Annotated in this window: 18 protein-coding genes; 3 read left to right on the top strand and 15 right to left on the bottom strand. The window is 45.9% G+C overall.

Annotated elements, in window-relative coordinates; all coding sequences use genetic code 11:
- Positions 1–165: 165 nt before the first annotated feature.
- The 7 genes from rhaD to AC3ITG_RS06555 form a co-directional block, all read right to left on the bottom strand.
- A complete protein-coding gene (gene rhaD / locus AC3ITG_RS06585) occupies positions 166–1,017 on the bottom strand; it encodes a rhamnulose-1-phosphate aldolase (protein WP_489254428.1) in 852 nt (283 codons plus the stop codon).
- Between the two features lie 389 nt (positions 1,018–1,406).
- Positions 1,407–1,928: a GNAT family N-acetyltransferase gene (locus tag AC3ITG_RS06580; protein ID WP_489253207.1), complete on the bottom strand. Its 522-nt coding sequence runs from the start codon at positions 1,926–1,928 to the stop codon at positions 1,407–1,409.
- A gap of 234 nt (positions 1,929–2,162) precedes the next feature.
- Positions 2,163–2,450 (bottom strand): hypothetical protein, encoded by a 288-nt coding sequence (locus AC3ITG_RS06575; RefSeq protein ID WP_079350853.1) that lies wholly within the window; start codon positions 2,448–2,450, stop codon positions 2,163–2,165.
- A gap of 176 nt (positions 2,451–2,626) precedes the next feature.
- Positions 2,627–3,115: a DinB family protein gene (locus tag AC3ITG_RS06570; protein ID WP_076291538.1), complete on the bottom strand. Its 489-nt coding sequence runs from the start codon at positions 3,113–3,115 to the stop codon at positions 2,627–2,629.
- Positions 3,116–3,141: 26 nt separating this feature from the next.
- Positions 3,142–4,053, bottom strand: a complete 912-nt coding sequence (locus tag AC3ITG_RS06565; RefSeq protein ID WP_413376124.1) for a helix-turn-helix domain-containing protein — start codon at positions 4,051–4,053, stop codon at positions 3,142–3,144.
- A gap of 222 nt (positions 4,054–4,275) precedes the next feature.
- Positions 4,276–5,244, bottom strand: coding sequence for an alpha/beta hydrolase (locus tag AC3ITG_RS06560; RefSeq protein WP_489253206.1), 969 nt, complete (start codon positions 5,242–5,244; stop codon positions 4,276–4,278).
- A 28-nt stretch (positions 5,245–5,272) separates the two neighbouring features.
- Positions 5,273–6,337 carry an LLM class flavin-dependent oxidoreductase gene (locus AC3ITG_RS06555; protein WP_413376120.1) on the bottom strand — a complete coding sequence of 355 codons (1,065 nt, stop codon included), beginning with the start codon at positions 6,335–6,337 and terminating at the stop codon, positions 5,273–5,275.
- A 302-nt stretch (positions 6,338–6,639) separates the two neighbouring features.
- Here AC3ITG_RS06555 and AC3ITG_RS06550 point away from each other — a divergent pair, with 302 nt between their 5' ends.
- Both AC3ITG_RS06550 and AC3ITG_RS06545 read left to right on the top strand, forming a co-directional pair.
- Entirely contained in the window at positions 6,640–7,224 is a 585-nt protein-coding gene (locus AC3ITG_RS06550; protein WP_489253205.1) for a TetR/AcrR family transcriptional regulator, read from the top strand.
- Positions 7,225–7,366: 142 nt separating this feature from the next.
- Positions 7,367–8,098: a hypothetical protein gene (locus AC3ITG_RS06545; protein ID WP_489253204.1), complete on the top strand. Its 732-nt coding sequence runs from the start codon at positions 7,367–7,369 to the stop codon at positions 8,096–8,098.
- 205 nt (positions 8,099–8,303) lie between these two features.
- Here AC3ITG_RS06545 and AC3ITG_RS06540 read toward each other — a convergent pair whose 3' ends face one another.
- The 8 genes from AC3ITG_RS06540 to AC3ITG_RS06505 form a co-directional block, all read right to left on the bottom strand.
- Complete coding sequence (locus AC3ITG_RS06540; RefSeq protein WP_090894311.1) at positions 8,304–8,540, bottom strand: hypothetical protein; 237 nt, start codon at positions 8,538–8,540, stop codon at positions 8,304–8,306.
- A gap of 115 nt (positions 8,541–8,655) precedes the next feature.
- Positions 8,656–10,290 (bottom strand): chaperonin GroEL, encoded by a 1,635-nt coding sequence (groL, locus tag AC3ITG_RS06535; protein ID WP_036611259.1) that lies wholly within the window; start codon positions 10,288–10,290, stop codon positions 8,656–8,658.
- A 73-nt stretch (positions 10,291–10,363) separates the two neighbouring features.
- The gene (gene groES, locus AC3ITG_RS06530; protein WP_489253203.1) at positions 10,364–10,645 is read right to left on the bottom strand and encodes a co-chaperone GroES; all 282 of its coding nucleotides are present in this window, start codon (positions 10,643–10,645) and stop codon (positions 10,364–10,366) included.
- 451 nt (positions 10,646–11,096) lie between these two features.
- The gene (gene tatC / locus AC3ITG_RS06525; protein ID WP_489253202.1) at positions 11,097–11,879 is read right to left on the bottom strand and encodes a twin-arginine translocase subunit TatC; all 783 of its coding nucleotides are present in this window, start codon (positions 11,877–11,879) and stop codon (positions 11,097–11,099) included.
- Between the two features lie 78 nt (positions 11,880–11,957).
- Complete coding sequence (tatA, locus tag AC3ITG_RS06520) at positions 11,958–12,206, bottom strand: twin-arginine translocase TatA/TatE family subunit (RefSeq protein WP_163756402.1); 249 nt, start codon at positions 12,204–12,206, stop codon at positions 11,958–11,960.
- A gap of 202 nt (positions 12,207–12,408) precedes the next feature.
- Positions 12,409–12,894, bottom strand: a complete 486-nt coding sequence (locus AC3ITG_RS06515) for a MogA/MoaB family molybdenum cofactor biosynthesis protein (RefSeq protein ID WP_024630749.1) — start codon at positions 12,892–12,894, stop codon at positions 12,409–12,411.
- Between the two features lie 37 nt (positions 12,895–12,931).
- Positions 12,932–13,435 carry a cyclic pyranopterin monophosphate synthase MoaC gene (gene moaC, locus AC3ITG_RS06510; protein ID WP_082935190.1) on the bottom strand — a complete coding sequence of 168 codons (504 nt, stop codon included), beginning with the start codon at positions 13,433–13,435 and terminating at the stop codon, positions 12,932–12,934.
- Positions 13,436–13,450: 15 nt separating this feature from the next.
- Complete coding sequence (locus AC3ITG_RS06505) at positions 13,451–14,089, bottom strand: 5-formyltetrahydrofolate cyclo-ligase (RefSeq protein ID WP_489253201.1); 639 nt, start codon at positions 14,087–14,089, stop codon at positions 13,451–13,453.
- A gap of 278 nt (positions 14,090–14,367) precedes the next feature.
- Here AC3ITG_RS06505 and AC3ITG_RS06500 point away from each other — a divergent pair, with 278 nt between their 5' ends.
- On the top strand, positions 14,368–16,326 hold the full coding sequence (locus AC3ITG_RS06500; RefSeq protein WP_063564481.1) for an ABC-F family ATP-binding cassette domain-containing protein: 1,959 nt from the start codon (positions 14,368–14,370) through the stop codon (positions 16,324–16,326).
- The last annotated feature ends 178 nt before the right edge of the window (positions 16,327–16,504 follow it).

Below are 16,504 nucleotides of genomic sequence, written 5' to 3'. Positions count from 1 at the left end.
TTCAATAATCGATAACAAAGCCGCGCTTTATCCACTTTTTGAACTTTTTTGAACCAAAACGGCGTTTGTTCGCCGAAAAAAAGAAAATGGCCTTCGGTTTAATAAACCAAAGACCATTCATATTAGGCTGTGTTGGAACTCTTTCTTTTATACGATCTCGATCCTTCAAACTTCCATGCCCAATATACCAGGACGAGGAGTGACACCGAAAGCCTGGGCCAATGTAGCTAGCTGCTGATCCGTAATTCTCTGTCTGATCTCATGACCTGCAACCAGCATATACACCTGGGCCGCTTTCTCAATAGTCTCAATGAGGCCAAAAGCTTCATCAATCGTTGTACCCGTTCCAAAAATCCCGTGCTGCGGCCAAATGACCGCGTGGTATTCTTTCATTTTCTCAGCCGTTTCCCGTCCAATTTTATTCGATCCAGGCACCATCCACGGAATAATACCAACGCCGTCAGGAAATACGACAACGCATTCCGTACACATCTGCCACAGCGTCTTTGTAAATTTCATTTCATCCAACTCATGGATAAATGTCATCGCCAGCACATTGGTCGCATGGTTGTGCATCACAACCCGGTGTTTCGGGTCGACTTTCAGACGTTCGATATGACTCATGAAATGCGTAGGCAATTCACTCGTTGGGTTCGCTCCCGACTTTAGCCCCCATAGCACTTCCAGCTCCTGTCCATCATTCGATACTCGCAGAAACCCCAGATTGCTCTCAGGATCAGCTAGTACATTTTTGAAATATTTGCCCGAAGCAGTCACAATAAAATACTTGCCTGCCAGCTCATGCATCGAAAATGCAGGTTTGATCTTGCGGATCACGTGGTTGATATCGATATATTGGGCGACTTCCTCTTCCTCCAGCAAATAGCTGACATTGCCACCATTGCGTTCATCCCACCCGTTTTTCCACATATGTTGAGTAATCTCCGCCATTTCACGAACAAATGGGATATGGAAACCCGCAGCCTGCGTTGTTTCATTGGTAAGGGTCACGTTCATCATCATTCTCTCCTCATGATAAAATATAGAATGCCCGTCACGTACATAGTAAGTTCCTTTTTTCACATTCATTATACCTTTGTTTATCTTTATAAGTCAATAATACACAGATAAAAACACTTTATTTATTTTTGTTTATATTTGTTTTGTGTACATTTATAAAAATAAACAAAAAAATACCTCACCGGCGTCCGGCGAGGTCAGTCACACATCTATCTAACACGAGAAGGGGTTTACAAGAATTATCTTACCTCTGCTACCTTAATAGAAGCTGAAAATGAAATAAAAAAACGATGAAAACCCATTTACCAAAAAATTACAGTCACTGCTGCTATCCATCTATTTATGCTTTATTTAAAACGTTGTGCTGCCCTAAATATGGATCATTTTTATTCCTTTTTCAGCAAATAAGACGGGTGCATCAGCCCTGTCGGTTCATAACGCTCATCCCGTACATACTCAAAGCCCAGCTTGGACAGCATGTGACGTGACACTTCACTATCCGGATGATGCCCAGCAAACAACGCTTTAGCCTTCAGTTCTCCAAATGCATAGTCAATCACCGCTCGTGCCGCCTCCATGGCGTAGCCCTTGCCCCAATGATCCCGGGTAAGATGAAATCCCAATTCATATATCTCTTCTTCCGGAGAATATGGGCGCAAGCCACAGCAACCAACAAACACTTCCGAATCTTTCTCAAAAAGTGGCCAGTATTGCACTCCCACCTCTTCTTGCCTTTTTATTTCCTGAGTCAATCTCGCTTCCACTTCATCCTCGCTCAGAAATCCTTTGCTGCTAATCCACTTTGATACCTCATGATCTCCCCATAGAGCGGAAGCCAGAGCACGATCTTCTTCATTCCATGTCGAAAAAACAAGCCGCTCGGTTTCAAGAAACGTTGGTCTTTTCATCGTCCAATAACCCCCTGTTTCACAACATCAGTCTACGTGTTGTTCCTATATATAAATTACTCGAATAGCAACCTATGTAAACAAAAATATGATCTAAACCTATTATATCACTGGGGTCGCACATACAATTTCTGAGGCTTCTTCTTGATGGAATCGATATGATGCATCCATAAAAAAAGAAAAACCTCTGCCGACAACATGTCCGACAGAGGTTCACAAAGCATGCTACATTCATTAGAAATCAGATGTTGCGATTTGAATTGTGCCTGTTGAAGCACCTGCGGGAGTAGTCAACAAAGCAGCTACGAGCAGCAAATCAACAGACAACGTAAGGCTGTTGCCAGCAGGGATCAAATACGTGATCACTGGAGCGTTAACACGAGTCACAACCAGGTCTACCGGGAAAGGACCAAAATTGTTCACTGTGATGCTGGCATTCGTGCCTCCAGCAAGGTTTTCATAATACGATTTACCCACACTAGCCGCTAAGGCATAAAATTGTTGTGGTAAAAGGATGGCCATGGAAATCACCTCCTTTTGCTTTGATACGGTATTCTATGCTTGGAATCTATTAATGTAACGGTAAAATGACCGTGTGATAACGTCCATTTTGATAGAGATGCTAGACTAAAGTAATCAAAAAGCCCCGCCAGATCATCCGGCGGAGCCACTTACATGAAACTCAGATTCTAAGATTATTAAGCATACAGCATGAAAAAGTTCAACTCATGCCCCTGCTGTTTGAGGTAATTATACAACTGTGAACGGTGATGGAATACATGCGTTAGCGTTTCAATCTGCCATTGAGCCTGCAAATGACCATGCTCCATATAGAAAGCTTTGGTTGAGCGGTTCAACAGATCTTCTTCGCTCAGTGATACAATATAAGCTTTGTAGGCTTCCAAATTGCCCCAAAGTGTTGCCTCCAGTTTTTCAATATCCTCGATCCCTGACAGGCTATTCTCTACCACACCAACCTCAGCTTCGCTCTTCTCCTGCATAATGGCAAGATCCGATGCCGTGATCTGAATAAAATGATGGACCAGTTCCACCAGTGAACGCATATTGTCCTGCGGGCGGTATGCCCAATCCTCTGGACGGATCAAGCGGATCAGGCTCGCCCCCGTACGTACTCCCGTCTCCAATTCATTGAGCAGATGATCTCGAATTTGCAATGTTCCATTCATATAGGATATCTCCTTTACTATTATTCTCACGATTTCAGTATAACGGAAGGAACAACGGAGTTATTGTACAAATCGGACAACCTTCGTTGATGTTCTTTGGCAGCTGTCAGAGGGGTTTCTCCATAAAACTTACGGAATTGATGAATCAAATGGGCTTGGTCAAAAAAACCATGATTCAGGGCCAGCGCTATCCCATCCGCCGCATGCCCCTGATGAATACTGCCCAGGACACGGTGAAAACGAACCACCTCACTGAATCGCTTCGGACTGATTCCGATCCATTCTGCAAACTTCCGATGCAGCTGGCGTTCACTAACAACCTCTCGCATCGCCAGCTCGCTGACGCTCATGCGTCCCCCATCGATAAAAATGCGATGCAGCGCGTTTTTCATCAGATTATTCTCATATGTACTGGTTTGCACGGATAATGGAATCAGATAGGCATTCATAACCTGCACCCGTTCTTCAAAGGTTCTTGTTCCAGCTATCCGCTCCTGAAGCTCATTCAACCTGACTGGCCAACATTCCTCAAGCGGAATTCGCATGTCCGTAAATCCTTCCAATGGCAAACCGTGAAAGACGTACGCCCCACCCGGAAAAAAACGTACGCCAAATGTGTAATCTGCGGAAGGACTTACATCGGATGGCTCGGGCAGAGCGAACGGATGCGAATAATTGCCACAATACGCATAGGAATGAACCGAACGGACCGAGTCGTATGTAATCAACATGTCCGTGCAGCCATCTGGCAATACCCGAGCGGGAACTGAGATAGTTTCCCGATCTTGCTCTCCCGTGTGCGGAATAGAACCCGATTCCCAAAAACAGGCTACATGAGCCATAAGGGAAACAGAAGGTATTCGCTCGATATAATAGGTGTTTTTATCTGTCCCATTCATCTGAATGGGTCTGAACAGCGGATGCAAGCTGGGGTCCACGAACTATCCCTCCGTTACTAGCATTTATGTATTCATCTATCATACCATCAACCGATGAAATGAAGAAAAAAAAGTGCCCCGTCGGGCGATCCGACGGGGCTAGTCACACATCTATTTAACACGAGAAGGGGTTTACAAGACTTATCTTACCCCTGCTACCTTAATGAAATCTGAAATGAAGATGAAAAGAAAATCAATTTTTATGGACAACGCCGGAGACATTCATTGCTCCCATGAAGGATTAAGCGCTCTAGCCATGGCACGAATATAATCTTGACTAGCCCGCTGGCTAACTTCCGCATCAGGCACAAACACTTCGAAGCAGTGATAAGCACCAGGATAAAGGTGCATTTCGACATCCACTCCAGCTGTCGCAATGCGTGTCACATATTCAATTGTCTCGTCTCGAAATAGATCCAGCTGGCCAACACATGTATATATCGGAGGTAACCCTGCCAGATTTTCAGTTCTAGCCGGGACAGCGTAGGAAGGTATGTTGTGTTCTTCCTTTTCTCCCAATCCCTCCATCCCTCCTCCAAGGTACATACTCCATGCCTCCAGGTTATTAGTCCGATTCCATGTAGCATTTTGATCCGTAATTTCATGGCTCGAAGCCGAAATATTGCGATCGTCCAGCATCGGGTACAAAGGCATTTGAAAGATCAGGCTCGGCCCACCTTTATCGCGGACCATTTGAGCAAGCGATGCAGTCAGTCCTCCACCTCCACTTGCTCCGGCAATTGCTACCCTGGTGAGATCAATGCCGAGTGACTCTGTTTCGTCCGTCATCCATACCAGACCTGCATAGCAGTCATGAAGGCCAGCAGGATAAGGATGCTCAGGGGCCAGGCGGTAATCAACCGATACAACTACGCAATGTGCCGCTTGTACAAAGCGTTCACATAACGCATCATCCATATCCGGATGTCCCAGCACATAACCTCCTCCATGAATCCACAACATCGCTGGCAGCTTATCTCCAGTGCGCTCAGACGGTTCATATATTTTGACTAGCATGTCTCCTGCTGCCCCAGCAATAATTCGCTTTGTGGTGCGTACGTCGTCCGACTTCTCAATTGGTGGGTTCATGAGCATCGCCCGGCTAACCTGCAATCCCCCCTTCAAATTAAAGCCCGGAAACTGGGCTAATGTATCTCTTAATTCAGGTACCACCCTATCTACAAAACTCATATACAATCCCTCCTTCAGTGTATGTTCTCTATGCTTTTTGTCCATTCGCAGCTTCCCACTCGGCCAATTCTTCCCGTACCCGTGGTGCTACCTCTGTTCCGAGCAATTCGATCGCTCTCATCACCTGATCATGTGGCATCGTTGCGATGGGAACGTACATCATGAAACGTGTAATGCCCACATTCTTGCGTAGATGAACAATCTTCCGGGCAACCGTCTCCGGATCACCCACATACAGAGCACCGTCATGACTGCGTGCAGCATCAAAGCTGGCACGGCTGTAATGTCCCCATCCGCGTTCCTTGCCGATTTTGTTCATACCCGCCTGGGTAGAAGGAAAGAACAGATCAGCCGCCAGCTCTGTATCTTCAGCCACAAATCCCAGCGAATGCGATCCCACAGTAAGCTTCGAAGCGTCATGTCCGGCATGTGCCGCTGCCTGCTTGTACAACTGTACAAGGGGGCCAAAATTACGTTCCGGGCTCCCGCCAATAATAGCCAACGTCAACGGAAGCCCCAGCAATCCTGCACGCACCACCGATTCCTGATTGCCCCCGCTGCCAATCCATATGGGCAAAGGGCTCTGTACAGGCCGTGGATATACGCCCAGATTATGTATTGCAGGTCTGTGCCCACCTCGCCAGTTGACTATTTCGGACTTCTGCAGGTTAAGCAGCAGTTCCAGATGTTCATCGAACAGCTCATCATACTCACCTAGCTCATATCCAAACAAAGGGAATGATTCGGTAAAGGAACCCCGCCCTGCCATAATCTCCGCACGTCCATTCGAAATGCCATCCAGTGTGGCAAAATCCTGAAACACACGTACCGGGTCAGCGGACGAAAGTACTGTTACTGCACTAGTCAGCCGAATACGCTTGGTCAGGGATGCAGCTGCGGACAGCACCATCGCAGGGGAAGAAGCAGCATAATCTTTACGATGATGTTCTCCTACACCAAATACATCCAGCCCCACCTGATCGGCAAGTACGATTTCTTCCACCACTTCACGCAATCGCTGTGCGTGACTTATGACCTCACCTGTCCGAAGATCGGGGGTTGTCTCCACAAACGATGTAATTCCTATTTCCATAACTCATTTCTCCTTACTCAATATTGGACTGTCACTCGCAAAATAAATTACCGATCGGTATGTTATTTAGGTAGTTAATATATCTCAGTATTTCTCTGACTGTCAATCTATTTATTTTCTTTAAATAAGGATTCTATTTCTTAATCAAATCATCAAAAAGACGTTCGTTTGACAAATTATTGAGAGTTATATAGTATATATCATACTGATGAGTAAGAAATAAAATTAGTAATACACGATCTACATGATCCAATACAAATTATCTATACTTTAGAAAATATAAGTAACAAGGAGTATTCATTATGGCGAGAACTCGCGAATTTGACGAAGAGAAAGTACTGGATGCAGCGATGCAGCTTTTTTGGGAAAAAGGATATGAGGCCACTTCATTAAGCGATCTGACTTCGAGGATGGGCATCCAAAGGCCCAGTATATACTCCACTTTTGGAGATAAAAGAGAACTGTTCGAAACGTCGCTACGGAAATACACGATGGCCCGTGCCGCAGAGATGCGAACCAGACTGGCGGGTATTGCATCGGTAAAAGAGGCTTTTCGTACTTTTTTTGCAGATATCGTGGATGAAGAATACAACGCAGAGCGACTCAGTCGTGGATGCTTTTGCATCAATACGATGGTTGAGCTTGCACCCCATGATGAGAAATTTGAAATTCTCACCCGGGAACATCAGATGTACCTGTCGGTCATCTTTCAGGAAAATATCGAGCGGGGAATGCGATCAGGTGAACTTAACCCTTCCATGGACGCCAAGGCTGTCGCGCAAGCACTCATTGTATCGTTAATTGGACTGACCGTTTTCATGAAGTCCCGCCCCAATCGTTCATTTGTAGATAACTCGATTCGAGTCACACTTTCATTGCTGGATTAAGTCCAAGCAATGATAAGAAAAAATAGCACTGCTGGCTAACATGCCGACAGTGCTTTTTTGAGGTGACGATTACAGGTTTATAGTTTCTCAAATGAACATTATAATGAGAGCACGAAATAACGATGCATTACGAGGTGAGAATTTGCAATATCTGTTTACAACACTATTCATCCTTAGCTTTATAGCCTTCTTCGTATTTCTTGTTTTGATGGTCTTATCCATAAGAAAACATAACCGGATTCCGATAAGGCATGTTATGCTAACGGCGGCATGTTTTGCAATTGCTTCTATAGGAATGTATGGTATGTTGACTTTACCTTCAAATCCTCCGCAATCATCTGGGACAGATCAGACGGAGAAACACGAATCTGGCACTGCCACAACAGAGGAAGATCACGCACCTCTAGCCCAAAAGAATGCCTCTAGCTTCCATATGACGACGGAAGAATTCAAAAACAAGTTTAATGGCGCCGTTGGCAAATATCGACTGAATGGCTTGAGTATTACCCGCTTGAATATGAAAGACTCTTCAGAGCAGGACACTGGCGCTTTCGAGTATGTATTTAATGATAAATTAAGATTGGTTGGTAAATTAAATTCAGATCAAAAAGTTCAGGAAGTCATGTTATACGGGAATGGTGATGCCAGTGAACCAACGGGCGGAACCCTGTTGACTGCTATCGCTACACTTATTCTTACAACCAATAACGAGTATACGTATAATGATGCACAAAACGTGATTCAGGATATTGGCTTATTGGATCGTGATGTAAGTCAGAGTGAATTTGATGGAGCGACTGTTCGAAATGGATTTGAATATCGCTTCAGCACTCAAGAGGATATTTCCACTTTTGGAATAACAGCAGTTTATTGAGTCCCTCAAGCAAACAAGTCGTTGCATTGAGGAAAGACTCGACACCCCTTCCCCCTTCTGCAAACTTCGTTAGCCTTTCCTTCGTATCCACTCCTGCATCTGAATAAAGAAAGGCTCCCATGTGGGAGCCTTTCAACTATTGACGAACAAAAATTGTTAACCTGCCTGTTAACATCAAAGCTATGTATGGTATGTTCGGTAATTACTACCTCGTGTATCGATCGATATCATCGATCGCAGATTGATGCTCTCTTCTATGATGATCTTCATGCTGTCGAACGTCGTTCTTTAGCTTGGCTAAGAATCCCCACCCCATAAATACAAGTAAAAGCACGGTAATCAAAGCATAAGCGAAACTATATAGATTCATGTAAAAATTGATGAAAATTGCACCGAGCATCAAGCCCAAAATCCATAATGTCCACTTTGTACTCTTTCTCAAACGATTTCCTCCTCAGTTAAAACATAAATTCAAAGCAACCTATCTAATTAATGAAAAAAGGCTCCCTCTCGGGAGCCTTTCATCTATCGGCATTAAAAGGTTTTTACACCTTTTATTACATCATGCCGCCCATTCCACCCATACCGCCCATATCAGGCATTCCGCCACCAGCACCTGCTGGTTCTGGTTTGTCAGCGATAACTGCTTCAGTAGTCAGGAACATTGCCGCTACGGAAGCAGCGTTTTGCAATGCATAACGAGTTACTTTCGCAGGGTCAACGATACCAGCTTCGATCATGTTAACCCACTCGCCAGTTGCAGCGTTGAAGCCGATACCTGTTTGTTCTTTTTTCAGACGTTCCACGATTACGGAACCTTCTTCGCCAGCGTTAGCTGCGATTGTGCGGATTGGTGCTTCCAGAGCACGCAGGACGATGTTTACGCCTGTTTGCTCGTCACCGGACAGAGCTACAGCTGCAACCGCGCTATATACGTTCATGAGCGCTGTACCACCACCGGATACGATACCTTCTTCAACCGCAGCGCGAGTTGCGTTCAGGGCATCTTCGATGCGAAGTTTGCGTTCTTTCAATTCTGTTTCAGTAGCCGCACCAACTTTGATTACTGCTACACCGCCGGACAATTTAGCCAGACGCTCTTGCAGTTTCTCTTTGTCGAACTCGGAAGTTGTTTCTTCCAATTGTGTACGGATTTGGCTAACACGTGCATCGATATCGGATTTGTTACCAGCACCGTCAACGATGATTGTGTTTTCTTTTGTTACACGGATTTGGCGAGCTGTACCCAGTTGTTCCACAACAGCGGATTTCAGGTCCAGACCCAGTTCTTCCGTAATCAATTGGCCACCAGTGAGGGCAGCGATGTCTTGCAGCATTGCTTTACGACGGTCACCAAATCCTGGAGCTTTAACAGCTACAGCATTGAATGTACCACGCAATTTGTTCACAACCAGCATAGCCAGTGCTTCGCCTTCGATATCTTCAGCGATTAATACCAGCGGTTTGCCTTGTTGAACGATTTTCTCAAGCAATGGCAAGATATCTTGCGTGCTGGAGATTTTTTTGTCTGTGATCAAGATGTACGGATTGTCCAAAACAGCTTCCATTTTGTCCGTATCTGTGATCATGTAAGGAGAGATGTATCCACGGTCGAATTGCATACCTTCAACCACTTCAAGCTCTGTAGCGAATCCTTTGGATTCTTCTACTGTGATTACGCCATCTTTACCTACTTTTTCCATAGCTTCAGCGATCAGTTCGCCTACTTCTTCGTCAGCTGCAGAGATTGCTGCAACTTGTGCGATGGATTGTTTGGAATCAATTGGTTTGGAGATGGATTGCAATTCAGCAACCGCAGCTTTAACCGCTTTGTCGATCCCTTTGCGGATACCGATTGGGCTAGCGCCTGCAGTTACGTTTTTCAGACCTTCTGTGATCAGCGCTTGCGCCAATACAGTTGCTGTTGTAGTACCGTCACCGGCAACATCGTTGGTTTTCGTTGCTACTTCTTTAACCAGTTGTGCACCCATGTTCTCGAATGCATCTTCCAGTTCGATTTCTTTAGCTATTGTTACACCATCGTTAGTGATGAGCGGGCTTCCGAATTTTTTCTCCAGAACCACGTTACGGCCTTTAGGACCGAGTGTTACTTTTACTGCATTAGCCAATGCATCCACACCACGAAGCATGGAGCGACGAGCGTCTTCACTGAATTTAATGTCTTTAGCCATGTTAAGAAAACCTCCCTAGTTTTTGTTGGAAAATGGTAGTGCTATATGGTTCGGTTATCCGATTAAATTTGAATTAGTCGAGAATCGCGTGAATATCGCTTTCTTTCATAATCAAATATTCTTTACCTTCGAATTTGATTTCTGTACCGGCATATTTGGAGAAAATAACGCGATCTCCTTCTTTCACTTCCAGAGCTACACGTACGCCGTCTTTCAATATTCCAGCACCAACTGCAATGATTCTACCCTCTTGCGGTTTTTCTTTGGCGGAGTCCGGGAGTACGATCCCGAAAGAAGTTGTTTGTTCTTGCTCCAGTGGTTCTACCAATACGCGTTCACCTAAAGGTCTGATCATGAAAAATAGCCTCCTTTTGAAATTATATAACGTTACATTGTAGGTTGTAGCCATATGTATTAGCACTCGACAGTGTTCAGTGCTAACAACCAACTTTATGATACTTCAACTTGAAGCATGATTTCAAGTCCTTTTCATGAATTCCTGCGAGATTTTACGTTGTATTTACATCAACCCGGCCAAAAAACTCCCGATTGGCCTGCGTAAATGCCATAATACCTTATTAACTTATTCCACAGAATCCGTAAGTCCTCCTGCATCGTTCTCAGGCAGCCCTTTTCCATTGTATCCATTGTTGAACATAATATGCCTGCTTGTCCCGTTCGTCACAATATAAGCTGTAAAAGCTTGTCTCCCTTTATATCCCGGGTAAGAATTGGTCGCCTTATCCCGGGACGGGCACCATACAAGATTATCACAGTTACAAAAATCGCATGGAATCTCTCTTTTGTTATACTGCACTCTGCTTATCCTCGGCACGGATGTATCGGGATTCAGCCTCTGCATCAGCTACAAGCTGTTTGCGATACACAAAGCCAGACAAAAACACACTGATCTCATATAACAGGAGCAAGGGAATCATCACAAGAAAATCGGAAATAAAGTCAGGCGGTGTGACCACAACCGCAATGAAAATCAGGACAAAATAAGCGACTCTGCGCATTTTGCGAAGCCGGATGGGATTCAAGATCCGCAGTCCTGTCAGGAACATAATGATTAACGGAAGTTCGAACAACAGGGATACCGGCAGTACAATTCCAAACAAAAAACTGAAATACTGCTTCATTCCGTAGGTCTCGACAAGCCCCATTTTTTCCGTAATCGATGAAGTAAAAGAAAGTGCCATCGGGAAAACAACGTAGTACGAGAAAGCTAACCCGATCAGAAATAACAGAAATACATAAGGTACATACTTCAGCGTTGCTTTTCGCTCACGCGGGCGCAGACCTGGACTGACAAACTTCCAGAGCTGAAACACCGTAAACGGCAGCGTGATGACCAGTGAGAACAGACCGGCAATCTTCATGTAGATGCCAATCCCGTCCCAGAACGAGAATGCATGCAGCACAAACCCCTGAGCAGTCTCTGCCTTCGTCAGATATTGATACACTGGGTCTGCCACCAGAAAGCCTGCCACCAGCCCCAAAATAAAAATACTCAACACATAAATCAACCGCTTGCGCAGCTCACTCAAATGTTCTGTAAGCGTCATTTCTTCCTTCTGCTGCGTCATGCCTGCCCCCCATTGTTGCCAGCTTAAAATACAAAACCCTTCCGGCAGGAAGGGATTTCTCTTTCATTGCCGTCAAAGTTATTCCGGCAGGCGTTTATCCTCAGGCTTGTCTGCAGATGCAGTCTCAGATGCCAGCGGCTTCGCCTTTTCCTGCTCCTTGCGACTGGATGAATCATCATCCGAAATAATCTCACGTGCGCCTTCTTTGAATTCACGGAAAGTGCGTCCGACTGCCCGCCCCAATTCCGGAAGCTTGTTAGGTCCAAACAAAAGCAACGCGATAACGGCCAGCAAAATAAAACCTGTTGGTCCAATGGAACTTAACATTGATATTATTCCTCCTCGTTTCAAGCTTCAAAGATGCACACGCTTGGCCATAGGCTCATAGATGTCTTTGCTTCATTTTGAATTATGTCAATCATACCATAGATGTAACCACTTACATAACCCACATTATTCACAAAAGAGACCCCGACATCCAATCATTTTTCCCTGCTTGATTTCACACCCGCTACTATATGTTTCACTCTTATTGCTTGAACTGACCCGTAACCATCAGCAGCGCTTCCGGAAGCTGGTCCATGATGGCCGCCAAATGCTCATGCACACCCTTCGGTGTACCTGGCAGGTTGACAATCAATGTACGTCCGCGAATACCGCATACGCCGCGGAACAGCATGGCAGAACGATTCTTGCCCATGACACTGTATCTCATGGCTTCAGCCATGCCTGGAACTTCCCGTTCAATAACCCGCCGGGTCGCTTCTGGAGTAATATCACGAATCGCAAGCTCCGTACCCCCAGTGGTCAATACCAAATCAGCGTGAAAATAATCTGTCATCTCAATCAAAGCCGCAATAATCTCATCGGGTTCATCCGGAACGATGCGGTACTCCACGATTTCCCCACCCAGTTCTTCTTCCACAAGTTCCCGGATCACTTGGGCACTCGTATCCTCACGTTCCCCGCGGGCCCCTTTGTCGCTGGCTGTCAGGATTGCTGTTCTCCACACCATAAAGATCACCCTTCTCCTCTATGAAAATAAATGTCCCTTATCGGCTGAAATCGCCGTTTTTGCCACCACTTTTGGAATTCAGCATGGTTGGACCGATAATCATATCTTTCTGCATGGCTTTACACATGTCATAGATCGTCAGTGCCGCAGCCGACGCCGCCGTGAGCGCCTCCATCTCGACACCTGTCTTTCCTTCGGTTTTGACCGTAACTTCAATCTGCAATTCATCGACACCGTTGTCATGAAAACGAATATCCACGCCCGTCAATGCCAATGGATGGCACATCGGAATCCAGTCCGACGTTTTCTTGGCGCCCTGAATACCCGCAATTTGGGCCACAGCCAGAACGTCACCTTTGCCGATGCGGCCCTCTCGAATTGCTTCAAGCGTAGCCGGATTCATCGTCACTTTGGATACCGCCACAGCTGTACGCACGGTACTTTCCTTACCCGAAATATCAACCATCCGAGCTCGTCCCTGTTCATTAAAATGAGTCAGTTTACTGCCGGAAGCCTGGTCGTTATTCGTTTCTGAATTCAATCACATCACAACCCTTTATTCGATATGTAATATACCTTCGGTTGTTATCAACAGATCAATCGGCAGATCAAGCGGGTCCATCGGAATTTCATCTTGAAGCTGGCCTGGCAATACCAATGCAGCCATCAGTGGTCTTTTGTCCGTCATCGCACATTTCGCTGCAAGTGTCTCGGCAAAACGATCATAATAACCGCCGCCATAACCAATGCGCCCTCCATGAAGGTCATATCCAAGCCCCGGTACTATGACAAGATCGATATCCGGCCAGCTTTCAGGTTGCAGCACTTCACAGGAATCCTTGGGTTCAGGTATCCCCCATATTCCCGGCTGAATATCCTGTTCACCCCTGACACGTCGCAATTCCATTCGAGCCGGATTCGCCAGCACTTTCGGCGCGAGCATCCGATCTCCATACTTCCAGCCTTCTTCAAATAAAAAGGCCGTAGATGCTTCGCTTCCATAAGACAAATAGCTGAAAATCATAAGCCGCTTGTTCCCCAGCTTCCATTTGTCCCCTCTAAGGCGCTCCAGTTCTCGCTTCGTCACATCATTAATCTCAGTCATCGCCTGCTGACGCATGCTTTCATCCATCAGATCCCGGCTCTGTCTCAGCTTGGAACGAAGACGGATTTTCTGTTCCGTATGATCCTGCATGTCCGTGAATAACCTCCTGTTGATCGGGAAGGTAAACTAGCTCTCAATTAAAACCATTTATATGTTATGCACCAGTTGTCATCGTGTTGGAATCGTTAAAATGATTCATTTTCTGCAAAATCCTCATCTATTAACATGCCTTCTTTCAGTTTATCATTGATTGACCAAAAAGACTACACGCCCCAAGCACTCCTAATCGGTGCATTTGCTCTGTATTTCATGTAAACTGGGATATAGTTGTCATATCAAGAACTGGACCTATGGAGGAACTTAATTTTATGCTGCTGCAAGTATCCGGAATTATCAAACGTTTTGGTGTCGATCCAATCCTGGACGGCGTGAACTTACAAATATTAGAACGCGAGCGCATCGGCCTCGTTGGTGTTAACGGTGCAGGGAAATCCACTTTGCTCAAAATCGTGGCTGGGGAAATGTCCTATGATGGCGGACAGATTTTCAAATCCAAGGAAACAACGCTTGGTTACCTCGCCCAGAACAGCGGACTGCAATCCGATCGCTCCATATGGGAAGAAATGATGAACGTATTCGGCCACCTGACTCAGGCGGAAGCGGATTTGCGTCAGATGGAACAGGATATTGCTGACCCTGCGCAGATGGAAGATGAAAAAAAATATGCAGATTTGCTTGAGCGTTATGCCAAACGCTCGGACTGGTTCAAGGATCATGGCGGTTATGAAATGGAAACCCGTATTCGCAGTGTACTGCACGGGATGGGCTTCGGTGAATTCTCACCAGATACCCAGATTGCCACACTGAGTGGCGGGCAAAAGACACGTCTTGCTCTTGCTCGCATTTTGCTTCAGGCCCCTGACCTGCTCATGCTGGACGAGCCTACCAACTATCTCGATATCGCCACCCTGACGTGGCTCGAAGATTACCTGAGAGGTTATTCTGGCGCCCTGCTGGTTGTATCTCATGACCGGTATTTCCTGGATCGGCTTGTAACGAACATCGTGGAGATCGAACGGCACCGCTCCAAAAAATATACGGGCAATTACAGCCGGTACATGGAACTGAAAGCTGCCGAGTACGAAAGCCAGATGAAGCAATACGAGAAACAACAGGATGAAATCTCCAAGATGGAGGAGTTTGTTCAGAAGAATATCGTCCGTGCTTCAACAACCAAACGGGCACAGAGCCGCCGCAAGGCACTCGACAAGATGGATCGACTCGACAAACCGATGGGAGATTTGAAGAAAGCTCATTTCTCGTTCGAACCGGCTGTTATGTCCGGCAAGGAAGTGCTCCGTGTGGATCAGCTTTCCGTTGCCTACGATGAGGCTTCGCCGTTATTCCGCAATGTATCTTTTGATCTAAGACGCGGGGAAACGGTTGCTTTGATCGGTCCGAACGGTATCGGAAAATCTACCTTGTTGAAATGCCTCACCGGAAGTTTGCGTCCTGTAAGCGGTGAGATCCAATGGGGTACCAAGGTGCAGATTGGCTATTATGATCAGGAGCAGACGGGACTTAACCCTTCCAATACCGTATTGGAAGAACTGTGGAGCGCATATCCAGGCATGGAAGAATCACGGATTCGTACAGTGCTAGGCAACTTCCTGTTCAGTGGAGATGATGTACTCAAAAAGATCTCATCGCTCAGCGGTGGAGAAAAAGCTCGTGTCTCACTCTCCAAGCTCATGCTCAAGGAAGCCAATATGCTCATTCTGGATGAGCCTACGAACCATCTCGACCTGTTCGCCAAAGAAGTGCTTGAAGCGGCGCTGATGGACTATGAGGGCACATTGCTGTTCATCTCGCATGACCGGTATTTCCTCAATAAAATGGCTGAACGTATTGTCGAGCTGCATCCCGGCGGAACAGAGCATTACCTCGGCAATTATGATGATTATGTAGAGAAGAAACAGGAGCTTGAAGATATTGCACGCGAAGCTGCTGAAGCACGCCAGGCCTCTAACAAAAACTCGGCCAAATCTGATCCAGGTCTATCCGCAACCGAAAAATCCGGTGCCGCCTCATTCGAAGCGGACAAGCAGGCCAAGCGCGAAGAACGTAACCGGCAGCGCAAGCAGGAAGCTCTGGAACAACAGATTGCGAAGCTGGAAACGGAGATTACAGAGCTTGAGGCTCAGATGGCTCTGCCTGAAATATACCAGGACTACATGAAGCTGCAAGAGCTCCAGGAAAAAGCGGAGGATCACAAGCTTCAACTTGCCAAGGCTTATGAAGAGTGGGAAGAATTAGCTTTGGAATAAGAATTAAAATAGAACGGACTTTATATCGAAAGCTGATTCCTTAACGGGATCGGCTTTTTTTGTTGAGCATAAAACGAGACAGATTTGAGTAGGATGATTCCCCATTTGTCAAATCCACTCGAATCAAGTGAAATATTTTTTTGTTGTACAACCTCTCATTTATCCACAAAAAAGAAAT

The organism is Paenibacillus sp. GL_099_B (assembly GCF_057835695.1).
This window is presented reverse-complemented; position numbering and strand designations above follow the sequence as displayed.